Origin of the sequence: Wolbachia endosymbiont of Howardula sp., assembly GCF_025021925.1 — a bacterium.
Classification (GTDB): domain Bacteria; phylum Pseudomonadota; class Alphaproteobacteria; order Rickettsiales; family Anaplasmataceae; genus Wolbachia.
In genome coordinates, this window is sequence record NZ_CP092368.1 from 497,064 (window position 1) to 515,187 (window position 18,124).

Below are 18,124 nucleotides of genomic sequence, written 5' to 3' on the forward strand. Positions count from 1 at the left end.
TAATATATAGAGAATAAGATCTGACAGTAAGATATTACATCTCATAATTTAATATGGTCTTTAAAATTAATATTTTCAAAAATACCATATGGCATCACTGAGACTTGTGCATCCATAGTGAACTCAAAATATTCTATTAATTCATTAATTAATATATTAGGTACAGATGCTCCTGCAGTAATTCCTATTTTATTTATATTCTTAAACCAGTGCTTTTTTATATAACTATGATTTTCGATTAAAAAAGCTTTTTTTTGTCCTTGAAGCATGCATATTTCTAATAAGCGACGTGCATTTGAACTATTAGCACTACCTATAATTAATACCATATCTACTCTTTTAGAGAGCATTTTAATAGCATTTTGTCTATTATGCGTTGCATAACATATATTACTTAAAGATCTACCCTTAATATCAGGATATTTTAATTTTATTGCATCAATAATATTACTGGTTTCATCAATACTTAGTGTCGTTTGAGTAATATAAGAGACATGATGTGGATTTCTAATATGAACACTTTTTACATCTTCTAAAGATTGTACTAAAATGATAGGATTTTTTACTCTTCCTATAATTCCATTTACTTCTGGATGATTAGCATGCCCTATAAGAATCAATTCCTGACCATTTTTTTCATATTCTTGTGCGATATGATGCACCTTGCGTACTAAAGGACATGTTGTATCAATCACAGTTAACCCCTGTCTCTTAGCTTGCTCTTCTATATTTTTTGATACTCCATGTGCACTGAAAACTAATACTCCACTATTATCTTGAATTTCTTCAAGATGCTCAATAAATATTGCTCCTTGTTTTATAAATTGCTCTATAATGTATGTATTATGTACAATTTCATGTAAAACATATACTTGACATTTATTTTTATATATTGCTAAGGTATGTGTTAAGATCTCTATAGCTCTTTTTACTCCAGCACAAAAACCTCGTGGTTCTGCTAAAATAACTTCCATATTAATTCAGTATATTCATATTATTTAATATATACTTTATCTTGTGTTATTATGATGGTCTAATGATAATTGCGAATTTATCACTACCAAAATCTTTATTGATAGACCAAGATCCATCATCTTGAGATTTATATTCAATTCCTTCAATTTCTCTATTGATAGTTTCTCCATTATGATTATCAATAGCAATTTTGATATTAAATGTGATAATATCTAGATTGACTTCTACTTCTTTGCCATTTACAGCATTTAAAACAAACTTACCTGATATTAGATCATTAAATCCTACTTCTCCTGTATAAGTATCACACTGATCGTGTACACAATATATACCTTCAATATAGAAAAGATCTGTCATATAAAACACCATATATTAAATAATGAAAGATATTTTTATATAGAATATATTAATATATTACATTGAGAAACAGAAAACTCAATAGTTTTTATGCTGTTAATGAATAAGTTATTCTAATGACTATGATAATATTTATATATTTAGCTCTTTTTTATTATTTTTTTTACTATACTATCAATCATATGTTTTATGCCCTGATATACAGAGTAAATACTCTCGTCGCTTCGCATATACGCAGAACAAGAAAAGATATTATATCTTTCATCTTCTATTGATAATTGTGTATCACATTTTATATGTTTTCCTCCAAGTTTATTGACTAAATGTTCTGTGTCGTCTCCTATTGTAACTTTAATCTGATTTTCTTGATTGACTTTAGAATTTAAAATAGCAACAATAACTGTTGGAGAAATACATATTGTACCTATTGGTTTTTTAGCGGCAAAAAATTCTAGTACTAATCTTGCAAATTCAGGTATTACTGTCACTTTTTCTCTTATCTCAGATAAGTTAGAGAGATTACTGATTACTCCATGGCCACCAGGTAATATTAATATATCAAAATCTTCTGCTTTAGCTTCTTGTAAGTTATATATCTCACCTCTTGCAATTCTCGCTGACTCTACAAGTACATTTCTTGTCTCTTCTATGACTGGTAATTTTGTTTTATGATTTATTACTTGTGTAATATTAATATCTGGTGCGAAACATTTGATGGATACTTCATGTTGATCTAGAACAAGAAGAGCAAATGCAGATTCTCTTATTTCTGAACCGTCAAGATAACCACACCCTGATAATACCACAGCTGCTTTTAGTTTCTTATCACTCATACTAAGGTACCTTTATTGTATATAATCTAGATATTTTAGTATAAATTCTATATTTGAAAAGCAGTATTGTAGTAAAAACATCACTTAATGATATAATACTATATCCAGTAAGGGATATTAATGACTTTCTTGATATAGAATGATAGTGATGATGTAAGAATAAAAATATCATTAACTACAAATGATATTTTGTCTTTTAAATAGATGTTAATAAAGAAAATTCATCTTAAAAACAAGAAAGCATGATCACTGGATCTTCAATTTTATTACTTGTTACTTGCACATATTATCCACTCTGGTACTTTGCGACTATGTTCCCATTTAGCAAATCTCATTTTCTCTTTCAAGTAATATTTTCTATATCCATCTACAGGATTAAGGCATTTATATTGCTCAGGAATTGCCTGAATAAATTCTTGCATATCAAGCATTTGAAATCTTATCATGCTCTTATGATTAACACACCAATCAATCACCTTTTGTGATTTATGAATTTTTTTATATCTTAAAAAATATTCTTTATATAGAGCTATACCATGATGTAGCAACCACTCAAAGTTTTTTTGTGAATGTTGCGTCCATATAGAACATGGGTGATGTGCATGAGTCAATTTATATAGTGGTACAATTTGTATATCATATTCCATCATACTCACAAAAGGATTTGTACCTTTTAATGCTATGTGATAAACATTACTTAATAATTGAGCAGTCTCTAATGTCATTTTTACTATATGTTTATCACATAGCATTTCTGCTGCAAACACTGGATGTGTATCTAATATAAAGATATTCATTGAATTTTTTATTATTTCTTAAACTGTATTGAAGAAAAAAACTGATCACCATTACGATATATCAGTAACATAATGACTTTTTTGTTATCTTTATTGATTAATGTATTAATGTTATTTTGAAAACTTTTAACATCATATATATCAATACCATCTACTTGTATAATGACATCGCCTTTTTTAATACTGCGTAAAGTAGTATTATTACTATCTACATGCGTTACGATTACTCCATGTAAGGGCGCAGAATCATTATTATCTGTATATTTTTTAGGTAGATTTGTTACAGTTAACCCCATTAAATCCTGTGATGTTGATTTATTGTCTACCTGATTAGAGGTTTGTTCATCAAGAGGACATTCTCCAATATGTGTTTTAACGATTATTACTTTACCTTTTCTTAATAGTACTATTTGTACCTTTTTTCCAGGTCTTACTCTTGAGACTATTTGAGGTAATTGTGTCATTCTATCAATTTTTTTACCATCAAATTCTAATAATATATCTCCTACTTTAATGCCACTTTTTTCTGCTGGACTATCTCGAACTATACTTGCAACTAATGCACCTTTTATATCTTGTACACCTAAAGATTCAGCAAATTCTTTTGTAATAGGTTGTACATGCACACCAAGCCAACCATGCTTGATAATTTGACCATATTTTAATTTATCAATTATCGATATCGCTAAATTAGATGGTATCGCAAATCCTATTCCTACATTTCCTCCAGACTCAGATGGAGAATATATTGCAGTATTGATACCTATAATTTTACCATTTAGATCAAATAATGGACCTCCCGAGTTACCTCTATTAATTGCAGCATCAGTTTGAATAAACTCATTCATAGCACCAATACTAATATCTCTGGATATTGCAGAGATAATACCTGTACTGACTGAACTACCCAAACCAAATGGATTGCCTATTGCAATTACAGGATCACCCACTCTTGCTTTATCAGAATTTCCAAATGTTACAAATGATAAATCTCTATCAGCTTGTATTTTGAGTACTGCGAGATCAGTTTTAACATCAAATCCTAAAACTTCTGCTTTAAAATATGAATTATCATTTATAGTAACTGTGATATCTTGAGCATTTTGAATCACATGATAATTTGTGACTATGGTACCGCTTTTATCTATAATAAAGCCAGAACCTAGCATAATAATTTCTTTACTAATATTAGAATTTCTATCAAAAAAAAATGGATCAAGATTTTCGAAGAATTCTCTAAAATCATCAAAAAAATTATTCCTTGGAATAAAGGGTACTCTAGATTTAGAGCTACTGTCCTGCTTGATAATGTGCTCACATGAAATATTCACTACTCCAGGCATAAGCTCTTCTACTAGATCAGCAAATCCTTGATTACAATAATTACAATTAGCAGATTTTCTGATATTCTCATCTTGTAATATTGCTTGTTCTTGTAACATAACTTGCACAATACTGCAATCTGATGTAGAAGATATAAAATAAGATACAAATACTGATAAAAATATTAATATCTTACTGTACATAATTATTTCCAACCCTTATTGAAAATATCTAAGAAACAATTATTGCGTGAAAGTAGTAATTTTGTGTTATTTTCAACAAATGACTTAGTATAAGCATTCATAGAACGATAAAAGTTAAAAAATTCTTGATCTAGTTTAAATGCTTCACTGCAAATAAAAGTTGCTTGTGCATAACCAAGGCCTCTGATTTCATGTGATTCTTTAACCGCATTAGAAATAATATCTCTCTTTAATTTATCTGCTTTAGATCTAATTTCTTGTCCTGCTTGTTCTCCTTCTGCTCTAATTTCTTTTGCTTCTTTTTCTCGTTCGGTTTGCATTCGTAAAAATATTGCAGAACTATTTTCTTCTGGTAAATCAGCTCTTTTAATTCTTACGTCTATGATTTCTATTCCAAATTTTTCAGCTTCATAGTATACTCCACGTTGGATTAAGTGCATAACTTCTGATCTTTTTTCATTTAATAAACTTATCAAAGAAAATCTACCTATATTTTCTCTAATATGAGCCTCAATGATTGGATATAATCTTCTTACTAATCCTGATTCATGTCTTACAGATTGATAAAAAGTGACAGAGTTGACTATTCTGTATTTTACATATGCATCTACGATAATCCGTTTTTGATCTGCAGTAATGACCTCTCTGGGAGTTTTATCAGGACTTAAATCTAGAATTCTCTTATCAAGAAATTCTACAGTATTGATAAATGGAAATTTAAAATATAATCCACTCTTCTTAACATCTCTTACAACCTTACCTAGTTGAATCACTATTGCTTGTTGTGTTTCTTCTAGAATAAAGATTGAGTTATATAATATGATTGAGAGAATAAGTAGCATAGGAATGCAAAAAATTTTTATACCTATTTTCATGTGATTAATTCCCTAAATTGGTTATGGGTAAATAAGAAAAGAAGCCTTTTAGATCATCAGTAATTACCATTTTATCTAACTTACTAAAAATACTTTCCATTGTTTCAAGATAAATTAGATTTTTCACTAAAGCAGGATTTTGTTTATATTGTTCATATAGAGATAGAAAATGACTTGTGGTACCTTTTGCTTCATTAATAATTTCATTATAGTATGCTTCTGCATCTAATTTAACTTTTATTGCCTCACCTTTTGCTCTAGGAATGATATCATTGCTATAAGAATATGCTTCATTTATAGTACGTTCTTTATCTGCACGAGCACTTTGTACATCTCTAAAAGAACTAATGACTTTTTCTGGTGGATCTATTTTTTTCATTTGCACAGATAAGACCTCTATTCCCATTTGATATCCATCAAGAATTTGTTGTAATAATAGTCTAGTATCTCTAGAGATTTCAGCTCTTCCTTGACCTTCTAATGCAAAAGAGATCATATTTTTCCCTATTATTTCTCTCATAGCACTTTCAGCAGCATTTTTCACACTAGCACCAGGTATATAGTCCCGGACTTTAAATAAATAATTATGAGAATCTTGTACTCTCCATTGGACTTCAAAATTTACATTTACTATATTTTCATCTCCTGTAAGCATTACTCCTTCTCCACGATCTGTATCCTTACCGTATAGATTACTCATGCCAATTTCTTCTCTATTGATCTCCTTAACATTTACTTTAAAAATCTTACCTATGGGATATGGAAAGTGATAGCGTAAACCTGATGCTTTAGTATCAAAGTATTTTCCAAAAGTTAATTCTATGCTCTCTTCGCTTGGATGAACAATATAAAAACCTGTACATACATAAATCAAAAACACAATAATAAAGATAATTGAATAAGATTTTTTACTATTGTTATCTTGATTATAGCGATAAAAAAAATCTTTTATTTGAGAGTAAGTTTTACTAATCAGATCATCCTCTTGATGTCTTGTATTACCTGAAGATTTATTACTGCCAAGATTCCAAGGATTATTGTTATCAAACATCACTATAATTTATAGTATAATATTTATTAAATATACTACTCTTTAACTATATAAATGCAAGTACAAATTTTAAATTTTTTAATCATAAATGCTATTTCTTTATAAAGACTGTTCATATCAAATGAAAATATTAAGTATTTGTAAAAAAATATATGTCACTGATTACATGACTGTATCATCATCAAATAATTAATAAGAGAAACTATATATTTGAATATACTATACATTACAAAAATAAATTGCTCACTTTAAATATCAAGATATCAGATATAGTAATTGTCAAATATTAAGAAAATATGTATTAATTTAGTGAGTATTAAGATATTCAGTAAATGTTCTATTAACGATATCATGATAACATACTTAAAACTTTAAAGAAACATGAGATTATTGAATGCAGAATTACTTACATGCAAAAATACTTGATGAATAATGTTACTATTGATTTTTTCTATTGGGGTGTAGCCAAGTGGTAAGGCAGCGGTTTTTGATACCGCCATACGAAGGTTCGAATCCTTCCACCCCAGCCCCCCTATAATCAATAAATATACTCAATAATCAACGCAGAAATGATCATTTATTAATTTGTGAGGTGATTCTAGATCTCTTCTTAAATCTCAAGAGCATTCTCCAATATCTGTTATAAATACTCGTAATTTAGATCTGATTTTTGATTAAAAAGTTGTATCATGAATGCATATTCACAATGTTTTCAGATAAAGATTATATAAAAGATGATCTTTAAACTTTAATTTTTTTAATAACATATTAGATATTAATTATCTATGTATAGATTTTAAGAGTTTATTGAATTATCAGAGATATTTATCGTAATACATATATTTAGTCTTAAAATATAATACATTAAGATTTGTCATTTTGATGTATTATGCAATATCGATATTTTAATAGATATTGTCTATACAAACTTATTATTTTAAAAAATCTTTCCTTTTATGTTTATACACTTACGTGTTCATAGCGTTTACTCTCTTCTTGAGAGTTCAGTTAAAATTGAAAATCTTATAGATTCATGTGTACAGAATCAAATGCCAGCAGTGGGAATCACAGATTCAGGCAATCTATTTGGTGCATTAGAATTTGCAGAATATGCAGCTAGTCAAGGAGTACAGCTTATCATAGGATGCGATATGATAATAAAATATTTCACGCATACTTTTTCTATAGTACTAATTGCAAAAAATGAACAAGGATATACTAATTTAGTACACTTAGTGAGTGCATCTTTCAAAAAACGTAGAAATAATAATGAGACTCCATATATCTATTTTAATGAATTATTAAATTTTAAAATTGGAATTATCATCTTAACGGCTGGACATGACGGGATATTAGGCAGTGTACTACAACGTGAGCGAGATATGCTCAATACTATCATCTCAGAATTCAATGATAACATATATGTTGAATTGCAGCGTCATGGCTTGATTAAAGAACTAGAATTAGAAGCATCTATCATAGATTTTGCATATGATCATAATATACCTTTAGTTGCAACAAATAATGTATATTTTATTAGTAGATCTGATCATGAAGCACATGAAATCTTAACATCTATATCAAATAGTAGCTATGAAACTAAGAATAAGATCAAAAGACTCACTACTGAACACTATTTCAAATCTGTAGTAGAAATGGAACAATTATTTAGTGATATACCTGAGGCACTTGATAATTCTCTAGTAATCGCTCAAAGGTGTTCTTATATGCCTAGAAGTAGGAAACCTATTCTTCCTAGATTTCCTTGTAGAGATAATAAAACTGAGAATGAAGAATTACAAGAGCAAGCAATTGTAGGATTAAAAGCACGAATTGCCACAGTACAAAATATTAATCTACAACAATATTATGATAGATTAAATTATGAATTAAGTATCGTCACTAAAATGCACTACTCTGGATATTTTTTAATAGTGTCGGATTTTATTAGATGGAGTAAATCACATGATATTCCAGTAGGACCAGGAAGAGGATCAGGAGCAGGCTCAATTATTGCTTGGGTATTACAGATTACAGATCTTGATCCTATTAAATTTGGTTTAATCTTTGAAAGATTTTTAAATCCTGATCGTATATCAATGCCTGATTTTGATATTGATTTTTGTCAAGAAAAAAGAGATCTAGTGATTGATTATGTACAAAAAAAATATGGTTATGTAGCGCAAATAATTACTTTTGGAAAACTACAAGCTCGCGCAGTACTACGTGATGTTGGTAGAGTATTACAAATACCTTATGCTCAAGTAGACAAAATTTCGAAGATGATACCATTTAATCCGATCACTCCTGTCACTTTATCACAAGCAATAGAGTTTGATAAGAATCTACAAAAAGTACGCGATAGCGATGAGACAATCGCAAAACTTCTTGCTATTGCACTTAAACTTGAGGGAATTTGTCGTCATATCTCCACTCATGCTGCTGGTATTGTAATATGCGATCAAAAATTAGAAAATTTTGTTCCTATATACTATGATCAAAATTCTACTTTACCAATTACGCAATATAGTATGAAATATGTTGAGAAAGCTGGTCTAATTAAATTTGATTTTCTGGGACTAGGTACTCTTACGCTTATAGCACATATATGTCAATTAATTATGATAAATCATAAAAAAATTGATCTTTCTACAATTCATTTAAATGATCAAAAATCATATCAAATGCTCTCAAAAGGTGATTCAATAGGAGTGTTCCAGCTTGAAAGCTCAGGAATGAGAGAAGTACTATTAAAATTACAACCAGATTGTATTGAAGATATCATAGCTTTAATTTCTCTATATCGTCCAGGACCTATGGATCATATTGCTACGTATATTGCAAGAAAACATGGATATGAAGCACCAGATTATATTCATCCATTACTTGAGAGTGTATTAAAAGAGACATTCGGAGTAATAATTTATCAGGAACAAGTCATGGAAATTGCGAGAATTCTTTCTGGATATACTCTAGGACAAGCAGATTTATTAAGACGTGCTATGGGTAAAAAAATAAAAGAAGATATGAATCAACAACGTACATTATTTATTGAAGGAGCACAAAAAAATTCTGTTAGCTATAAAAGGGCAAATTATATTTTTGATCTTGTTGCAAAATTTGCTGGTTATGGATTTAATAAATCTCATGCTGCAGCATATGCAATTATTTCCTATCAAACTGCTTATTTAAAAGCTAATTATCCATTAGAATTCTTTACTGCACTTATGAATCTCAATATTCATGATAGAGAAAAATTAAATCTCTTTTATTATAATGCTAAACTGAGTGGTGTAACTCTTTTATTGCCTGATATTAACAAGTCTCAGGAAGTATTTTCAATAGAAGGGCAATGTATTCGTTATGGTATTTCTGCATTACGAAATGTTGGTTCTACTATTGCAGCAGAAATAGTAAAAAATCGTACTACTGATTATCAGAATATATGGCATTTTCTTCAAAGTACAAGTCATATTATCAATAAAAAAGCATTGGATAGCCTAATTAAATCAGGAATATATGATAGTATTCATAATAATAGAAAGCAGTTATATCAATCAATGGATGTATTAGTTCATTTTTTTAATAAAGCTAAAAGTGATACAGAATCAAAACAATCAACTTTGTTTAATAATTTTGATCTTCTTAAACCGCAATTGGAATGCATTGAAGATTTCAATGAAGAAGAAAAATTAGAATATGAATTATTTACATTAGGATTCTATTTAACAAATCATCCGCTTACAAAATTTAAAGATATTTTAGATCAGTTGAATATCGGATTTATTGCGCAAAACAAGATATCTCAAATTGCAGGTGTAATATTAAATATACGCATTAAAACTTCAGAACGTGGAAGATTTGTTATTTTATTGTTATCTAACCCTAATAATGTTTATGAAATTACATTTTATAATAATGATATTATAGAAGAAAAAAGAGATTTATTTACAATAGGAACATGTGTAATCATTGTACTGGATGAATATTCTGAAAGCAGAACAAGGATTATAGGCCGTAATATATATCAATTTCAAACAAGAATTACTCATTTGATAAAAGAATTAGTATTAATTACTAAAAATATAGATGTAAAATCAGCATCTAAATCACTAAATGTACTACTCAAAGAGAAAGGGCAGACTAAAGTGATACTGAAACTCATGTTTAAAAAAAATAACATTAGTATATTATTAATAGATTCTTACTTGGTGACACCTCAAGTGATATATCAAATATCTAATTTAAATTGGATTCATAGTATAGAAATCAATACAAATTACTTGCTTATATAAAAAATCTGTGTATCATTAAGGGTTTCGTTCAGCTCAAAGGAATATATAGTGAATCTTTATGAATTTACCTTTATATCGCATCAAGCTTTATTACAGCAAGAAGTAGAAGAGATGATACAGGATCTATCTTTAGTATTAAAAAATATTAAGACAGATACGATATTACAGATCATTCTTCGTATCGTAATGAATAGTACAAATACTTGCACAAAACAAGAATCAGAAAGATATGCTCAAGATATCCAAGATTGTTTATCCTTATATTCTAATTTTTTAGAGCATTTCTCAAAAATCTTGTGGAATGACTTAGAAGATGATCTGACAAATTTAGAAACAGTCAAACTCAAGATAAATCAGGCAATAACAAATGATGCAAATAATAGTGCTCTCAAGAGTCTCATTACATGGATACATGCTATTAAAGAACCAAAAAATTGTCTTAATATTACTAAGGAGCAATTTATTAAGAATATATTAAATAATATGAAGGAAAATCTTCTAGAGAATATAATAAAGATTTTTCAAGAGATTTTAGAGAATGATAATCACACATCATTGTCATCAAAAAACCCAATCTTTACATCTCTCTTAGAGAGTTTATTAATGTCAGGGGTTATTAAACACGAATATTGGGGGCTATTAGATTTTGCATATCCAATTCATAAAATGAGAAGTGGTCACTATTGCATGATGCATATTAGCGCTACTGCTAATATTATGGATGAGTTTATTAGGAAATTAAAATTAAATGAACATGTGATACGATACTTATCTCTACAAATAGATAAATTGTGTACAGGCTCATCTTGGATGATTGTAAAAAAACAAATGGAGGAATAGACTATTTCATGAAAAGAAGAAAATACAATTCAAATCATTCTTATTTATCTATAAATAATAGAAATGGATTAAAACGTTCTAAGGAATGTCCTCTTGATCAATATCAAGATAGAGATATAGATTATAAGAATATTGAGTTATTATCTAGATTTATTTCTGACTATGGTAGAATATTACCTAGAAGGTTGACAGGGATATATGCAAAGAAACAAAGAAAGTTACGTATAGCTATTATAAGAGCAAGATTTTTGGCTCTTCTTCCATATTGCACTAAAAAGATTTAGAGAACATTTTATGTTAATTATTTTAAAAGAAAATATAACTAAACTTGGTATAATTGGTCAAATTATCAAAGTGAAACCTGGATATGCAAGAAATTATCTCTTTCCAAAAAAAAAAGCTGTTAGGGCATCTCATGATAATATAACGAAATTAGAAAGACAAATTACCTTATTAGAAACAGAAAATATACAAAAAATAAATTTGGCAAAAGAATTGGCTAATTCTTTTATTAATCAATCTATAATATTAGTAAGGCATGCATCAGAAGATGGTAAGATTTTTGGTACTATTACAAAACGAGATATTGTGAAATCACTATCTCATATTTGTCAATTAGATTCACAAAATATTTTATTGAATAAAATCAAGATAAAATCTATAGGTCAATATACAGTGAATATAACATTACATAGTGAAGTAATAGTACCAATGACTGTACATATAGTGAGATCAGAGAAAGAGAAAGAAAATATAATACAAAATGAATTATCTAATCAGTTAGATTCAAAAATAAAAAAATAAATGATAGTATTAAAAATTTACAGCACATTTTATTATGATTCCTCATTATCACAATGATTCCTCGTTATAGTCGTGATGATATGACTTCTATTTGGGAAGAAAAAAATAAATTCAGAATTTGGATGACAATAGAACAGATCGCTTGTGAAGCTCAAGCAAAACTGGGATTAATACCAAATAATATTGTTGACGCCCTTACTGCAAATATTGAATTTGATATTGAGCGTATTAAAGATATTGAATCTATTGTAAAACATGATGTAATAGCATTTTTGACATACGTTTCTGAAAAAGCTGGCGTTGATATGCGTTATCTTCACTATGGTATGACAAGTTCTGATGTATTAGATACATGTCTAGCAATCCAGTTAAAATTATCATGTGATATCTTACTGACTAACATAAAAAATTTACTAAAAATTCTTAGAAAGAAATCTGAAGACTATAAATATATAATATGTATTGCACGCACTCATGGGATTCATGCCGAACCTATAACTTTAGGTATCAAATTTGCTAGATTTTATGCAGAATTTAAAAGACATTACTATAGAATAGTAAATGTTCAAAAAGAAATCTCGACATGTAAAATTTCAGGTGCAACAGGTAATTTTACTCATATTCACCCATTTATTGAACAATATGTAGCAAAAAAAATGGGTTTAGTACCTGAAACTATTTCATCACAAGTAATCCCACGTGATAGACATGCGATATTTTTTTCTGTATTAGCTGTACTTGCAAGTTCAATAGAAAATATTGCAATTGAAATACGTCATTTACAAAAAACTGAAATTGGGGAACTATCTGAGTATTTTGCAATTGGACAAAAAGGCAGTTCTGCAATGCCACATAAATGCAATCCTATTCTCAGCGAGAATCTCACAGGACTATCACGTTTAATAAGAAGCTATGTATTTCCTGCATTAGAAAATGTTGCATTATGGCATGAACGAGATATATCTCATTCTTCTGTAGAGAGAGTTATTGCTCCTGATGCTTGTATTACAATGGATTTTGCTTTAGTGAGATTAATAGATTTATTAGAGAAGATAGTCATTCATGAAGTCATGATTACAAAAAATGTAAATAAATCACAAGGGTTAATTTTTTCTCAGCGTATATTACTTGAGTTAATAAATAGAAATGTAACAAGAGAAGATGCGTATCATATTGTTCAGAGAAATGTCATGAGAATGAAACAAAATGACATCGATTTTCTTACTGCGCTCAAACAAGATGAATTACTACTGAAAATTATTAATTTAGAAACACTTGAATCTTTATTTGACTTAAAATATTATTCTCAACATATAGACTATATCTACGATCAAGTGTTTAATTAGGCTGAGTAGCTCAGTTGGTAGAGCAGGAGAATCATAATCTCTTAGTCGGGGGTTCAAGTCCCTCCTCAGCCTCTTCTCTGTAAAGAAACACTCAAAATGAAATGTCTTGCATTCACTCTATTGCAATGAAAATCTATATTTCTCAAATATATTATGTTAATTCAAGATTCATACATATATATTCTTTATTAAAATGTATTCTACTTAAGTTTTTCTTCCTTGAATAATATATGATATCTAACGATAGGATCGTATTTTATCATTTCTAATTTATTAGTCACTCTTTTTGGATTGCGTCTTTTTATATAAAAATAACCTGTAGGTTTTTTATGACCATCATTTGTAATTTTAGTTGCAGTACTAACCAATTTTACAAGTAAAGAAGTACTTTTTTTGGCCATAACTTTTTATTAAAAAACTCTTATAGAGTAATCTAACATATTAAAAGCATATAAGTCAAGTGCTATAAGAGAATCTTATGAATTGTAAAAATCTTGACATATGACTATAAATTAGAGTATGAGAAATAAAAAGTAAACGGTTAAAATTTAAGAGTGGCAAGTAATAATAAAGGGTTGCTTCTAATAGAAAATTCTATTTGTTCTGATGAAATTAGAATAGCCCTGTCGGTGAATAATCATATTATAGCATTTGAACAAGAATTTAAGCATAAAAAACAATTAAGAGGGAATATATATATTGCTTATGTTAAGCGTATTGAACCTTCTTTACAAGCTGTATTTATTGAATATGGTAATAATAGACAAGGATTTTTATCATTCTCAGAAATTTCTCCAGAATATTTTAACATTCCAGAACAAGAGAAACAAGCTCTTTTTGAGAGTGATACAAACAATCAATCTATAGAGGAAAATCTAGTACGCAGCACGCCTGATTTATTAGATGATCAGAATCATTGTAATAGCACGAATGAATTACCACTATATAAAAAATATAAATTACAGGATGTGATTTTAGTAAATCAAAAATTATTAGTACAATTAACTAAAGAAGAGCGAAGCAATAAAGGTGCATCATTTACAACATATATTACTCTTGTTGGTAGATACTGTGTGTTTATGCCAAATACAATGAGTAAAGGTGGTATATCTCGTAAAATTGAAGATATTAATATAAGAAAACAGTTAAAAGAGATTTTGAATTCAATACAGCTACCTCAGAGGTCATGTTTGATAATTCGCACTATTGGCTCTGGGCAAGATCAAAAAGAGATTGAGAAAGATTTTAATTACTTATCTGTCTTATGGGAAAATATTCAAAAAAATGCTTCTAGAATGGAGATATCATCACTTATTTATAATGAAGCAGATATTGTAATGAAATCTGTACGAGATTTTTGTAGTAAAGATATAGAAGTGATTGTTTCTGGAAAAGAAGCTTTCGAATCAATACAACACTATGTCAAAAATATACTACAAGATCATCAGTTACGTTGTAGATTATATAGAGGTCTCATTCCAATCTTTACTTATTATGGCATTGAAAATCAAATTTCTGAATTATATGACAATAAAGTGAAACTTCCATCTGGAGGTTCTGTGATTATTTCATTAACTGAAGCATTAGTCGCAATAGACGTGAATTCAGGGAAAATGACAGGAGAAGAAAGTATAGAAGAAACAGCTTATAAAACAAATATGGAAGCAGTGCTTGAAATCTCTAGACAAGTAAATCTGAGAGGCTTATCAGGATTAATAGTGATCGATTTTATTGACATGGTCAGACATCAATATTGTAGAGCCGTTGAATCTTCTATGAAACAAGCATTTAAGAATGATAAAGCTAAGATACAATTTAGTTTTATCAATGATTTTGGTTTAATGGTTATATCTAGACAAAGAATAAAACCAAATATACAAGAAATTAATACTATAGAATGTATACATTGTAAAGGTCTTGGAAGAGTAAAATCACATGAGGTGATTGTGGCATCAATATTAAGAAATCTACAGTATGTAGCTCAAAAACATCATAATAAATGGTTTGAATTAATTGCATGTGGTATTTTAATATCATATATTTTTAATAATAATCGTGATGCAATTACATCAATTGAAAAAGAATATAATGTCATGCTACATATTACTGTTGACAATACTTTAGATATTAATACCTTCTTTTTAAGACAAGGAGATAACATTCATTTAGATAATTGTACACCATTGCAAAATTCCAAATATCAAGTTGATTCTTTCAACCAGCATACAGAAAAGACTAGATGTAATATAAAAAGCAGCTTCTGGTTAACTAAATGGCTTGGACGTTTTTTTGAACTTTAACGATATATTATAATCCTATAATTACACTCTTGTAATTCATATATGATATGCTTATATATCGGTATATCGAATGATACTTAAAAACAAAAGGGGGATACTGATTATGGGAAGAGCAATAGGAATAGATTTAGGCACAACAAATTCTTGTGTAGCAATCATGCAAGGTAAAGATACAAAAGTGATTGAGAACAAGGAAGGAGCACGAACTACTCCATCTATAGTTGCGATAACTGCATCAGGTGAAAGATTAGTGGGTGCACCAGCAAAGAGACAGGCAACAACTAATGCAAGCAATACCTTTTTTGCAACTAAAAGATTAATAGGTCGCCAATACGGTGATGAAGAGATGAAAGATTTAAATGTTCCGTATAAAATCTTTGCAGCGAAAAATAGTGATATATGGGTGAAGACGACTGATGGTAAAGAATATTCACCTAGTCAGATTGGTGCTTTTATATTACAAAATATGAAAGAGGCAGCTGAATCTTATATAGGAGAAGAAATAAAAGACGCTGTGATAACAGTTCCAGCCTATTTTAATGATTCTCAACGTCAAGCTACAAAAGATGCAGGAAAAATAGCAGGGTTAAACGTACTCAGAATCATTAATGAACCTACTGCTGCAGCACTTGCTTATGGGCTTGATAAGAAACATGGTCATACAATAGTAGTATATGATCTTGGTGGTGGTACATTTGATGTTTCAATACTAGAAATAGGAGAAGGAGTATTTGAAGTAAAAGCGACAAATGGTGATACCCATCTTGGAGGTGAAGATTTTGATAATGCACTTATGAAATATCTTTTGAATGAATTTCAAAAAACCAGTGGTATTAATTTAGGTAAAGATCCAATGGCTATGCAAAGAATCAAGGAAGCCGCTGAAAAAGCAAAGATTGAGCTATCCAGTGCATTAGAAACAGAAGTAAACCTACCGTTTATAACAGCTGATGCAAGCGGACCAAAACATTTAAATATAAAATTAACGCGCGCTAAACTTGAAAGTTTAGTAAACGATTTAATCGAAAGAACAATAGCGCCATGTAAGAAAGCTCTTGAAGATGCTGGATTATCTAATAATCAAATTGGAGAAGTTGTGCTTGTAGGCGGTATGACACGTATGCCTAAAGTTATAGATCAAGTACGACAATTTTTTGGTAAAGATCCACATAGAGGAGTAAATCCGGATGAAGTTGTGGCAATTGGAGCTGCAATACAAGCAGGAATTATTCAAGGAGATGTTAGAGATGTTTTGCTATTAGATGTCACGCCTCTTTCTCTCGGTATTGAAACTTTAGGTGGAGTCTTCACATCATTAATTGAACGAAATACTACTATTCCTACTAAAAAATCTCAGATTTTTTCAACTGCTGAAGATAAGCAAACAGCTGTGACAATAAAAGTATATCAAGGTGAGAGAAAATTTGCTAATGATAATATGTTACTTGGTCAATTTACTCTAGAAGGAATCCCTTCTGCTCCTCGAGGTATACCACAGATTGAAGTAACTTTTGATATCGATGCTAATGGTATTGCGCATGTCTCTGCACAAGATAAAACAACTGGTAAAGAACAGAAGATACGTATTCAATCTTCAGGTGGATTATCTGATGATGAGATAAAGCGTATGATACGAGAAGCTGAAGAAAAAGCACATGAAGATGAAAAGCGTAAAAAATTTATTGAAATAAAGAATCAGGCAGATAATTTAATCCATTCTACAGAAACATCTTTACAGGAATATGGCGATAAAATCACTCCTCATGATAAATCTGAGATCGAACATGGCTTAAATGCATTAAAAGAGGCAAGTAAATCTGAGAATATTGATCATACTGATATGATTCAACAAAAACTTACCACGCTGTCTCAATTATCTATGAAACTTGGAGAAGCTATGTATCAGGCATCTCAACAGAAAGATGAAACAACGAAGAATAATCATTCTGATGATCATTCTTCAGATAATAAAGAAGGAATCGTAGATTCTGATTATCAAGATATAGATAATACAAAGGATAAAGATAAAAAATAGATGATAAAATAAAGGAGATAGCAAAAAAAACAAGGGGAATATAGATGAAGAGAGAAAAAGCAGTCTAATATATCACTCTTTACTTGTTTG

The 18,124-nt window shown here is 29.2% G+C and carries 15 protein-coding genes and 2 tRNA genes; 9 read left to right on the plus strand and 8 right to left on the minus strand.

The features are described 5' to 3' along the window. Window positions 1-41: 41 nt before the first annotated feature. The 7 genes from ispH to hflK all read right to left on the minus strand — a co-directional run bounded on the left by ispH (window position 42) and on the right by hflK (window position 6,414). Complete coding sequence (ispH, locus tag MC061_RS02280; protein WP_259535719.1) at window positions 42-974, minus strand: 4-hydroxy-3-methylbut-2-enyl diphosphate reductase; 933 nt, start codon at window positions 972-974, stop codon at window positions 42-44. Between the two features lie 49 nt (window positions 975-1,023). Continuing rightward, window positions 1,024-1,332: a hypothetical protein gene (locus tag MC061_RS02285; protein WP_259535721.1), complete on the minus strand. Its 309-nt coding sequence runs from the start codon at window positions 1,330-1,332 to the stop codon at window positions 1,024-1,026. Window positions 1,333-1,472: 140 nt separating this feature from the next. Beyond that, window positions 1,473-2,165, minus strand: a complete 693-nt coding sequence (gene elbB, locus MC061_RS02290; protein WP_259535723.1) for an isoprenoid biosynthesis glyoxalase ElbB — start codon at window positions 2,163-2,165, stop codon at window positions 1,473-1,475. A gap of 266 nt (window positions 2,166-2,431) precedes the next feature. Next, window positions 2,432-2,962 carry a pyrimidine dimer DNA glycosylase/endonuclease V gene (locus MC061_RS02295; RefSeq protein ID WP_259535725.1) on the minus strand — a complete coding sequence of 177 codons (531 nt, stop codon included), beginning with the start codon at window positions 2,960-2,962 and terminating at the stop codon, window positions 2,432-2,434. An 11-nt stretch (window positions 2,963-2,973) separates the two neighbouring features. Beyond that, window positions 2,974-4,488, minus strand: coding sequence for a Do family serine endopeptidase (locus MC061_RS02300; RefSeq protein ID WP_259535727.1), 1,515 nt, complete (start codon window positions 4,486-4,488; stop codon window positions 2,974-2,976). 2 nt (window positions 4,489-4,490) lie between these two features. Next, complete coding sequence (hflC, locus tag MC061_RS02305; protein WP_259535729.1) at window positions 4,491-5,363, minus strand: protease modulator HflC; 873 nt, start codon at window positions 5,361-5,363, stop codon at window positions 4,491-4,493. A 4-nt stretch (window positions 5,364-5,367) separates the two neighbouring features. Further along, window positions 5,368-6,414, minus strand: coding sequence for an FtsH protease activity modulator HflK (hflK, locus tag MC061_RS02310; RefSeq protein WP_259535732.1), 1,047 nt, complete (start codon window positions 6,412-6,414; stop codon window positions 5,368-5,370). Between the two features lie 455 nt (window positions 6,415-6,869). Between hflK and MC061_RS02315 the strand changes: the two genes are divergently transcribed. From MC061_RS02315 to MC061_RS02345, 7 genes are all read left to right on the plus strand, one after another. After that, window positions 6,870-6,941 (plus strand) — tRNA-Gln (locus tag MC061_RS02315). A gap of 429 nt (window positions 6,942-7,370) precedes the next feature. Beyond that, window positions 7,371-10,709, plus strand: coding sequence for a DNA polymerase III subunit alpha (gene dnaE, locus MC061_RS02320; RefSeq protein ID WP_259535734.1), 3,339 nt, complete (start codon window positions 7,371-7,373; stop codon window positions 10,707-10,709). 48 nt (window positions 10,710-10,757) lie between these two features. Continuing rightward, on the plus strand, window positions 10,758-11,549 hold the full coding sequence (rpsF, locus tag MC061_RS02325; RefSeq protein WP_259535736.1) for a 30S ribosomal protein S6: 792 nt from the start codon (window positions 10,758-10,760) through the stop codon (window positions 11,547-11,549). An 8-nt stretch (window positions 11,550-11,557) separates the two neighbouring features. Beyond that, window positions 11,558-11,833, plus strand: coding sequence for a 30S ribosomal protein S18 (rpsR, locus tag MC061_RS02330; protein ID WP_259535738.1), 276 nt, complete (start codon window positions 11,558-11,560; stop codon window positions 11,831-11,833). Between the two features lie 10 nt (window positions 11,834-11,843). Then, a complete protein-coding gene (gene rplI, locus MC061_RS02335; RefSeq protein ID WP_259535740.1) occupies window positions 11,844-12,353 on the plus strand; it encodes a 50S ribosomal protein L9 in 510 nt (169 codons plus the stop codon). A gap of 53 nt (window positions 12,354-12,406) precedes the next feature. Further along, window positions 12,407-13,699, plus strand: a complete 1,293-nt coding sequence (gene purB / locus MC061_RS02340; protein WP_259535742.1) for an adenylosuccinate lyase — start codon at window positions 12,407-12,409, stop codon at window positions 13,697-13,699. Further along, a tRNA-Met gene (locus tag MC061_RS02345) sits at window positions 13,699-13,771 on the plus strand. Before purB ends, MC061_RS02345 begins: the two co-directional genes overlap by 1 nt. A 128-nt stretch (window positions 13,772-13,899) precedes the next feature. On the opposite strand, the gene rpmG is transcribed toward MC061_RS02345, so the two are convergent. Next, window positions 13,900-14,100, minus strand: a complete 201-nt coding sequence (gene rpmG, locus MC061_RS02350) for a 50S ribosomal protein L33 (protein WP_259535744.1) — start codon at window positions 14,098-14,100, stop codon at window positions 13,900-13,902. A 153-nt stretch (window positions 14,101-14,253) separates the two neighbouring features. Between rpmG and MC061_RS02355 the strand changes: the two genes are divergently transcribed. Then, the gene (locus MC061_RS02355; protein ID WP_259535746.1) at window positions 14,254-15,999 is read left to right on the plus strand and encodes an Rne/Rng family ribonuclease; all 1,746 of its coding nucleotides are present in this window, start codon (window positions 14,254-14,256) and stop codon (window positions 15,997-15,999) included. A gap of 103 nt (window positions 16,000-16,102) precedes the next feature. Then, a complete protein-coding gene (dnaK, locus tag MC061_RS02360) occupies window positions 16,103-18,034 on the plus strand; it encodes a molecular chaperone DnaK (RefSeq protein WP_410543442.1) in 1,932 nt (643 codons plus the stop codon). The last annotated feature ends 90 nt before the right edge of the window (window positions 18,035-18,124 follow it).

Bases quoted from the DNA above. Each gene is read 5' to 3' on its own strand.
- dnaE (WP_259535734.1), top strand. From the start codon at position 7,371: ATGTTTATACACTTACGTGTTCATAGCGTTTACTCTCTTCTTGAGAGT.
- hflK (WP_259535732.1), bottom strand. From the start codon at position 6,414: ATGTTTGATAACAATAATCCTTGGAATCTTGGCAGTAATAAATCTTCA.
- MC061_RS02295 (WP_259535725.1), bottom strand. From the start codon at position 2,962: ATGAATATCTTTATATTAGATACACATCCAGTGTTTGCAGCAGAAATG.
- rplI (WP_259535740.1), top strand. From the start codon at position 11,844: ATGTTAATTATTTTAAAAGAAAATATAACTAAACTTGGTATAATTGGT.
- rpsR (WP_259535738.1), top strand. From the start codon at position 11,558: ATGAAAAGAAGAAAATACAATTCAAATCATTCTTATTTATCTATAAAT.
- rpmG (WP_259535744.1), bottom strand. From the start codon at position 14,100: ATGGCCAAAAAAAGTACTTCTTTACTTGTAAAATTGGTTAGTACTGCA.
- MC061_RS02300 (WP_259535727.1), bottom strand. From the start codon at position 4,488: ATGTACAGTAAGATATTAATATTTTTATCAGTATTTGTATCTTATTTT.
- MC061_RS02285 (WP_259535721.1), bottom strand. From the start codon at position 1,332: ATGACAGATCTTTTCTATATTGAAGGTATATATTGTGTACACGATCAG.
- dnaK (WP_410543442.1), top strand. From the start codon at position 16,103: ATGGGAAGAGCAATAGGAATAGATTTAGGCACAACAAATTCTTGTGTA.
- hflC (WP_259535729.1), bottom strand. From the start codon at position 5,363: ATGAAAATAGGTATAAAAATTTTTTGCATTCCTATGCTACTTATTCTC.
- elbB (WP_259535723.1), bottom strand. From the start codon at position 2,165: ATGAGTGATAAGAAACTAAAAGCAGCTGTGGTATTATCAGGGTGTGGT.
- ispH (WP_259535719.1), bottom strand. From the start codon at position 974: ATGGAAGTTATTTTAGCAGAACCACGAGGTTTTTGTGCTGGAGTAAAA.
- purB (WP_259535742.1), top strand. From the start codon at position 12,407: ATGATTCCTCGTTATAGTCGTGATGATATGACTTCTATTTGGGAAGAA.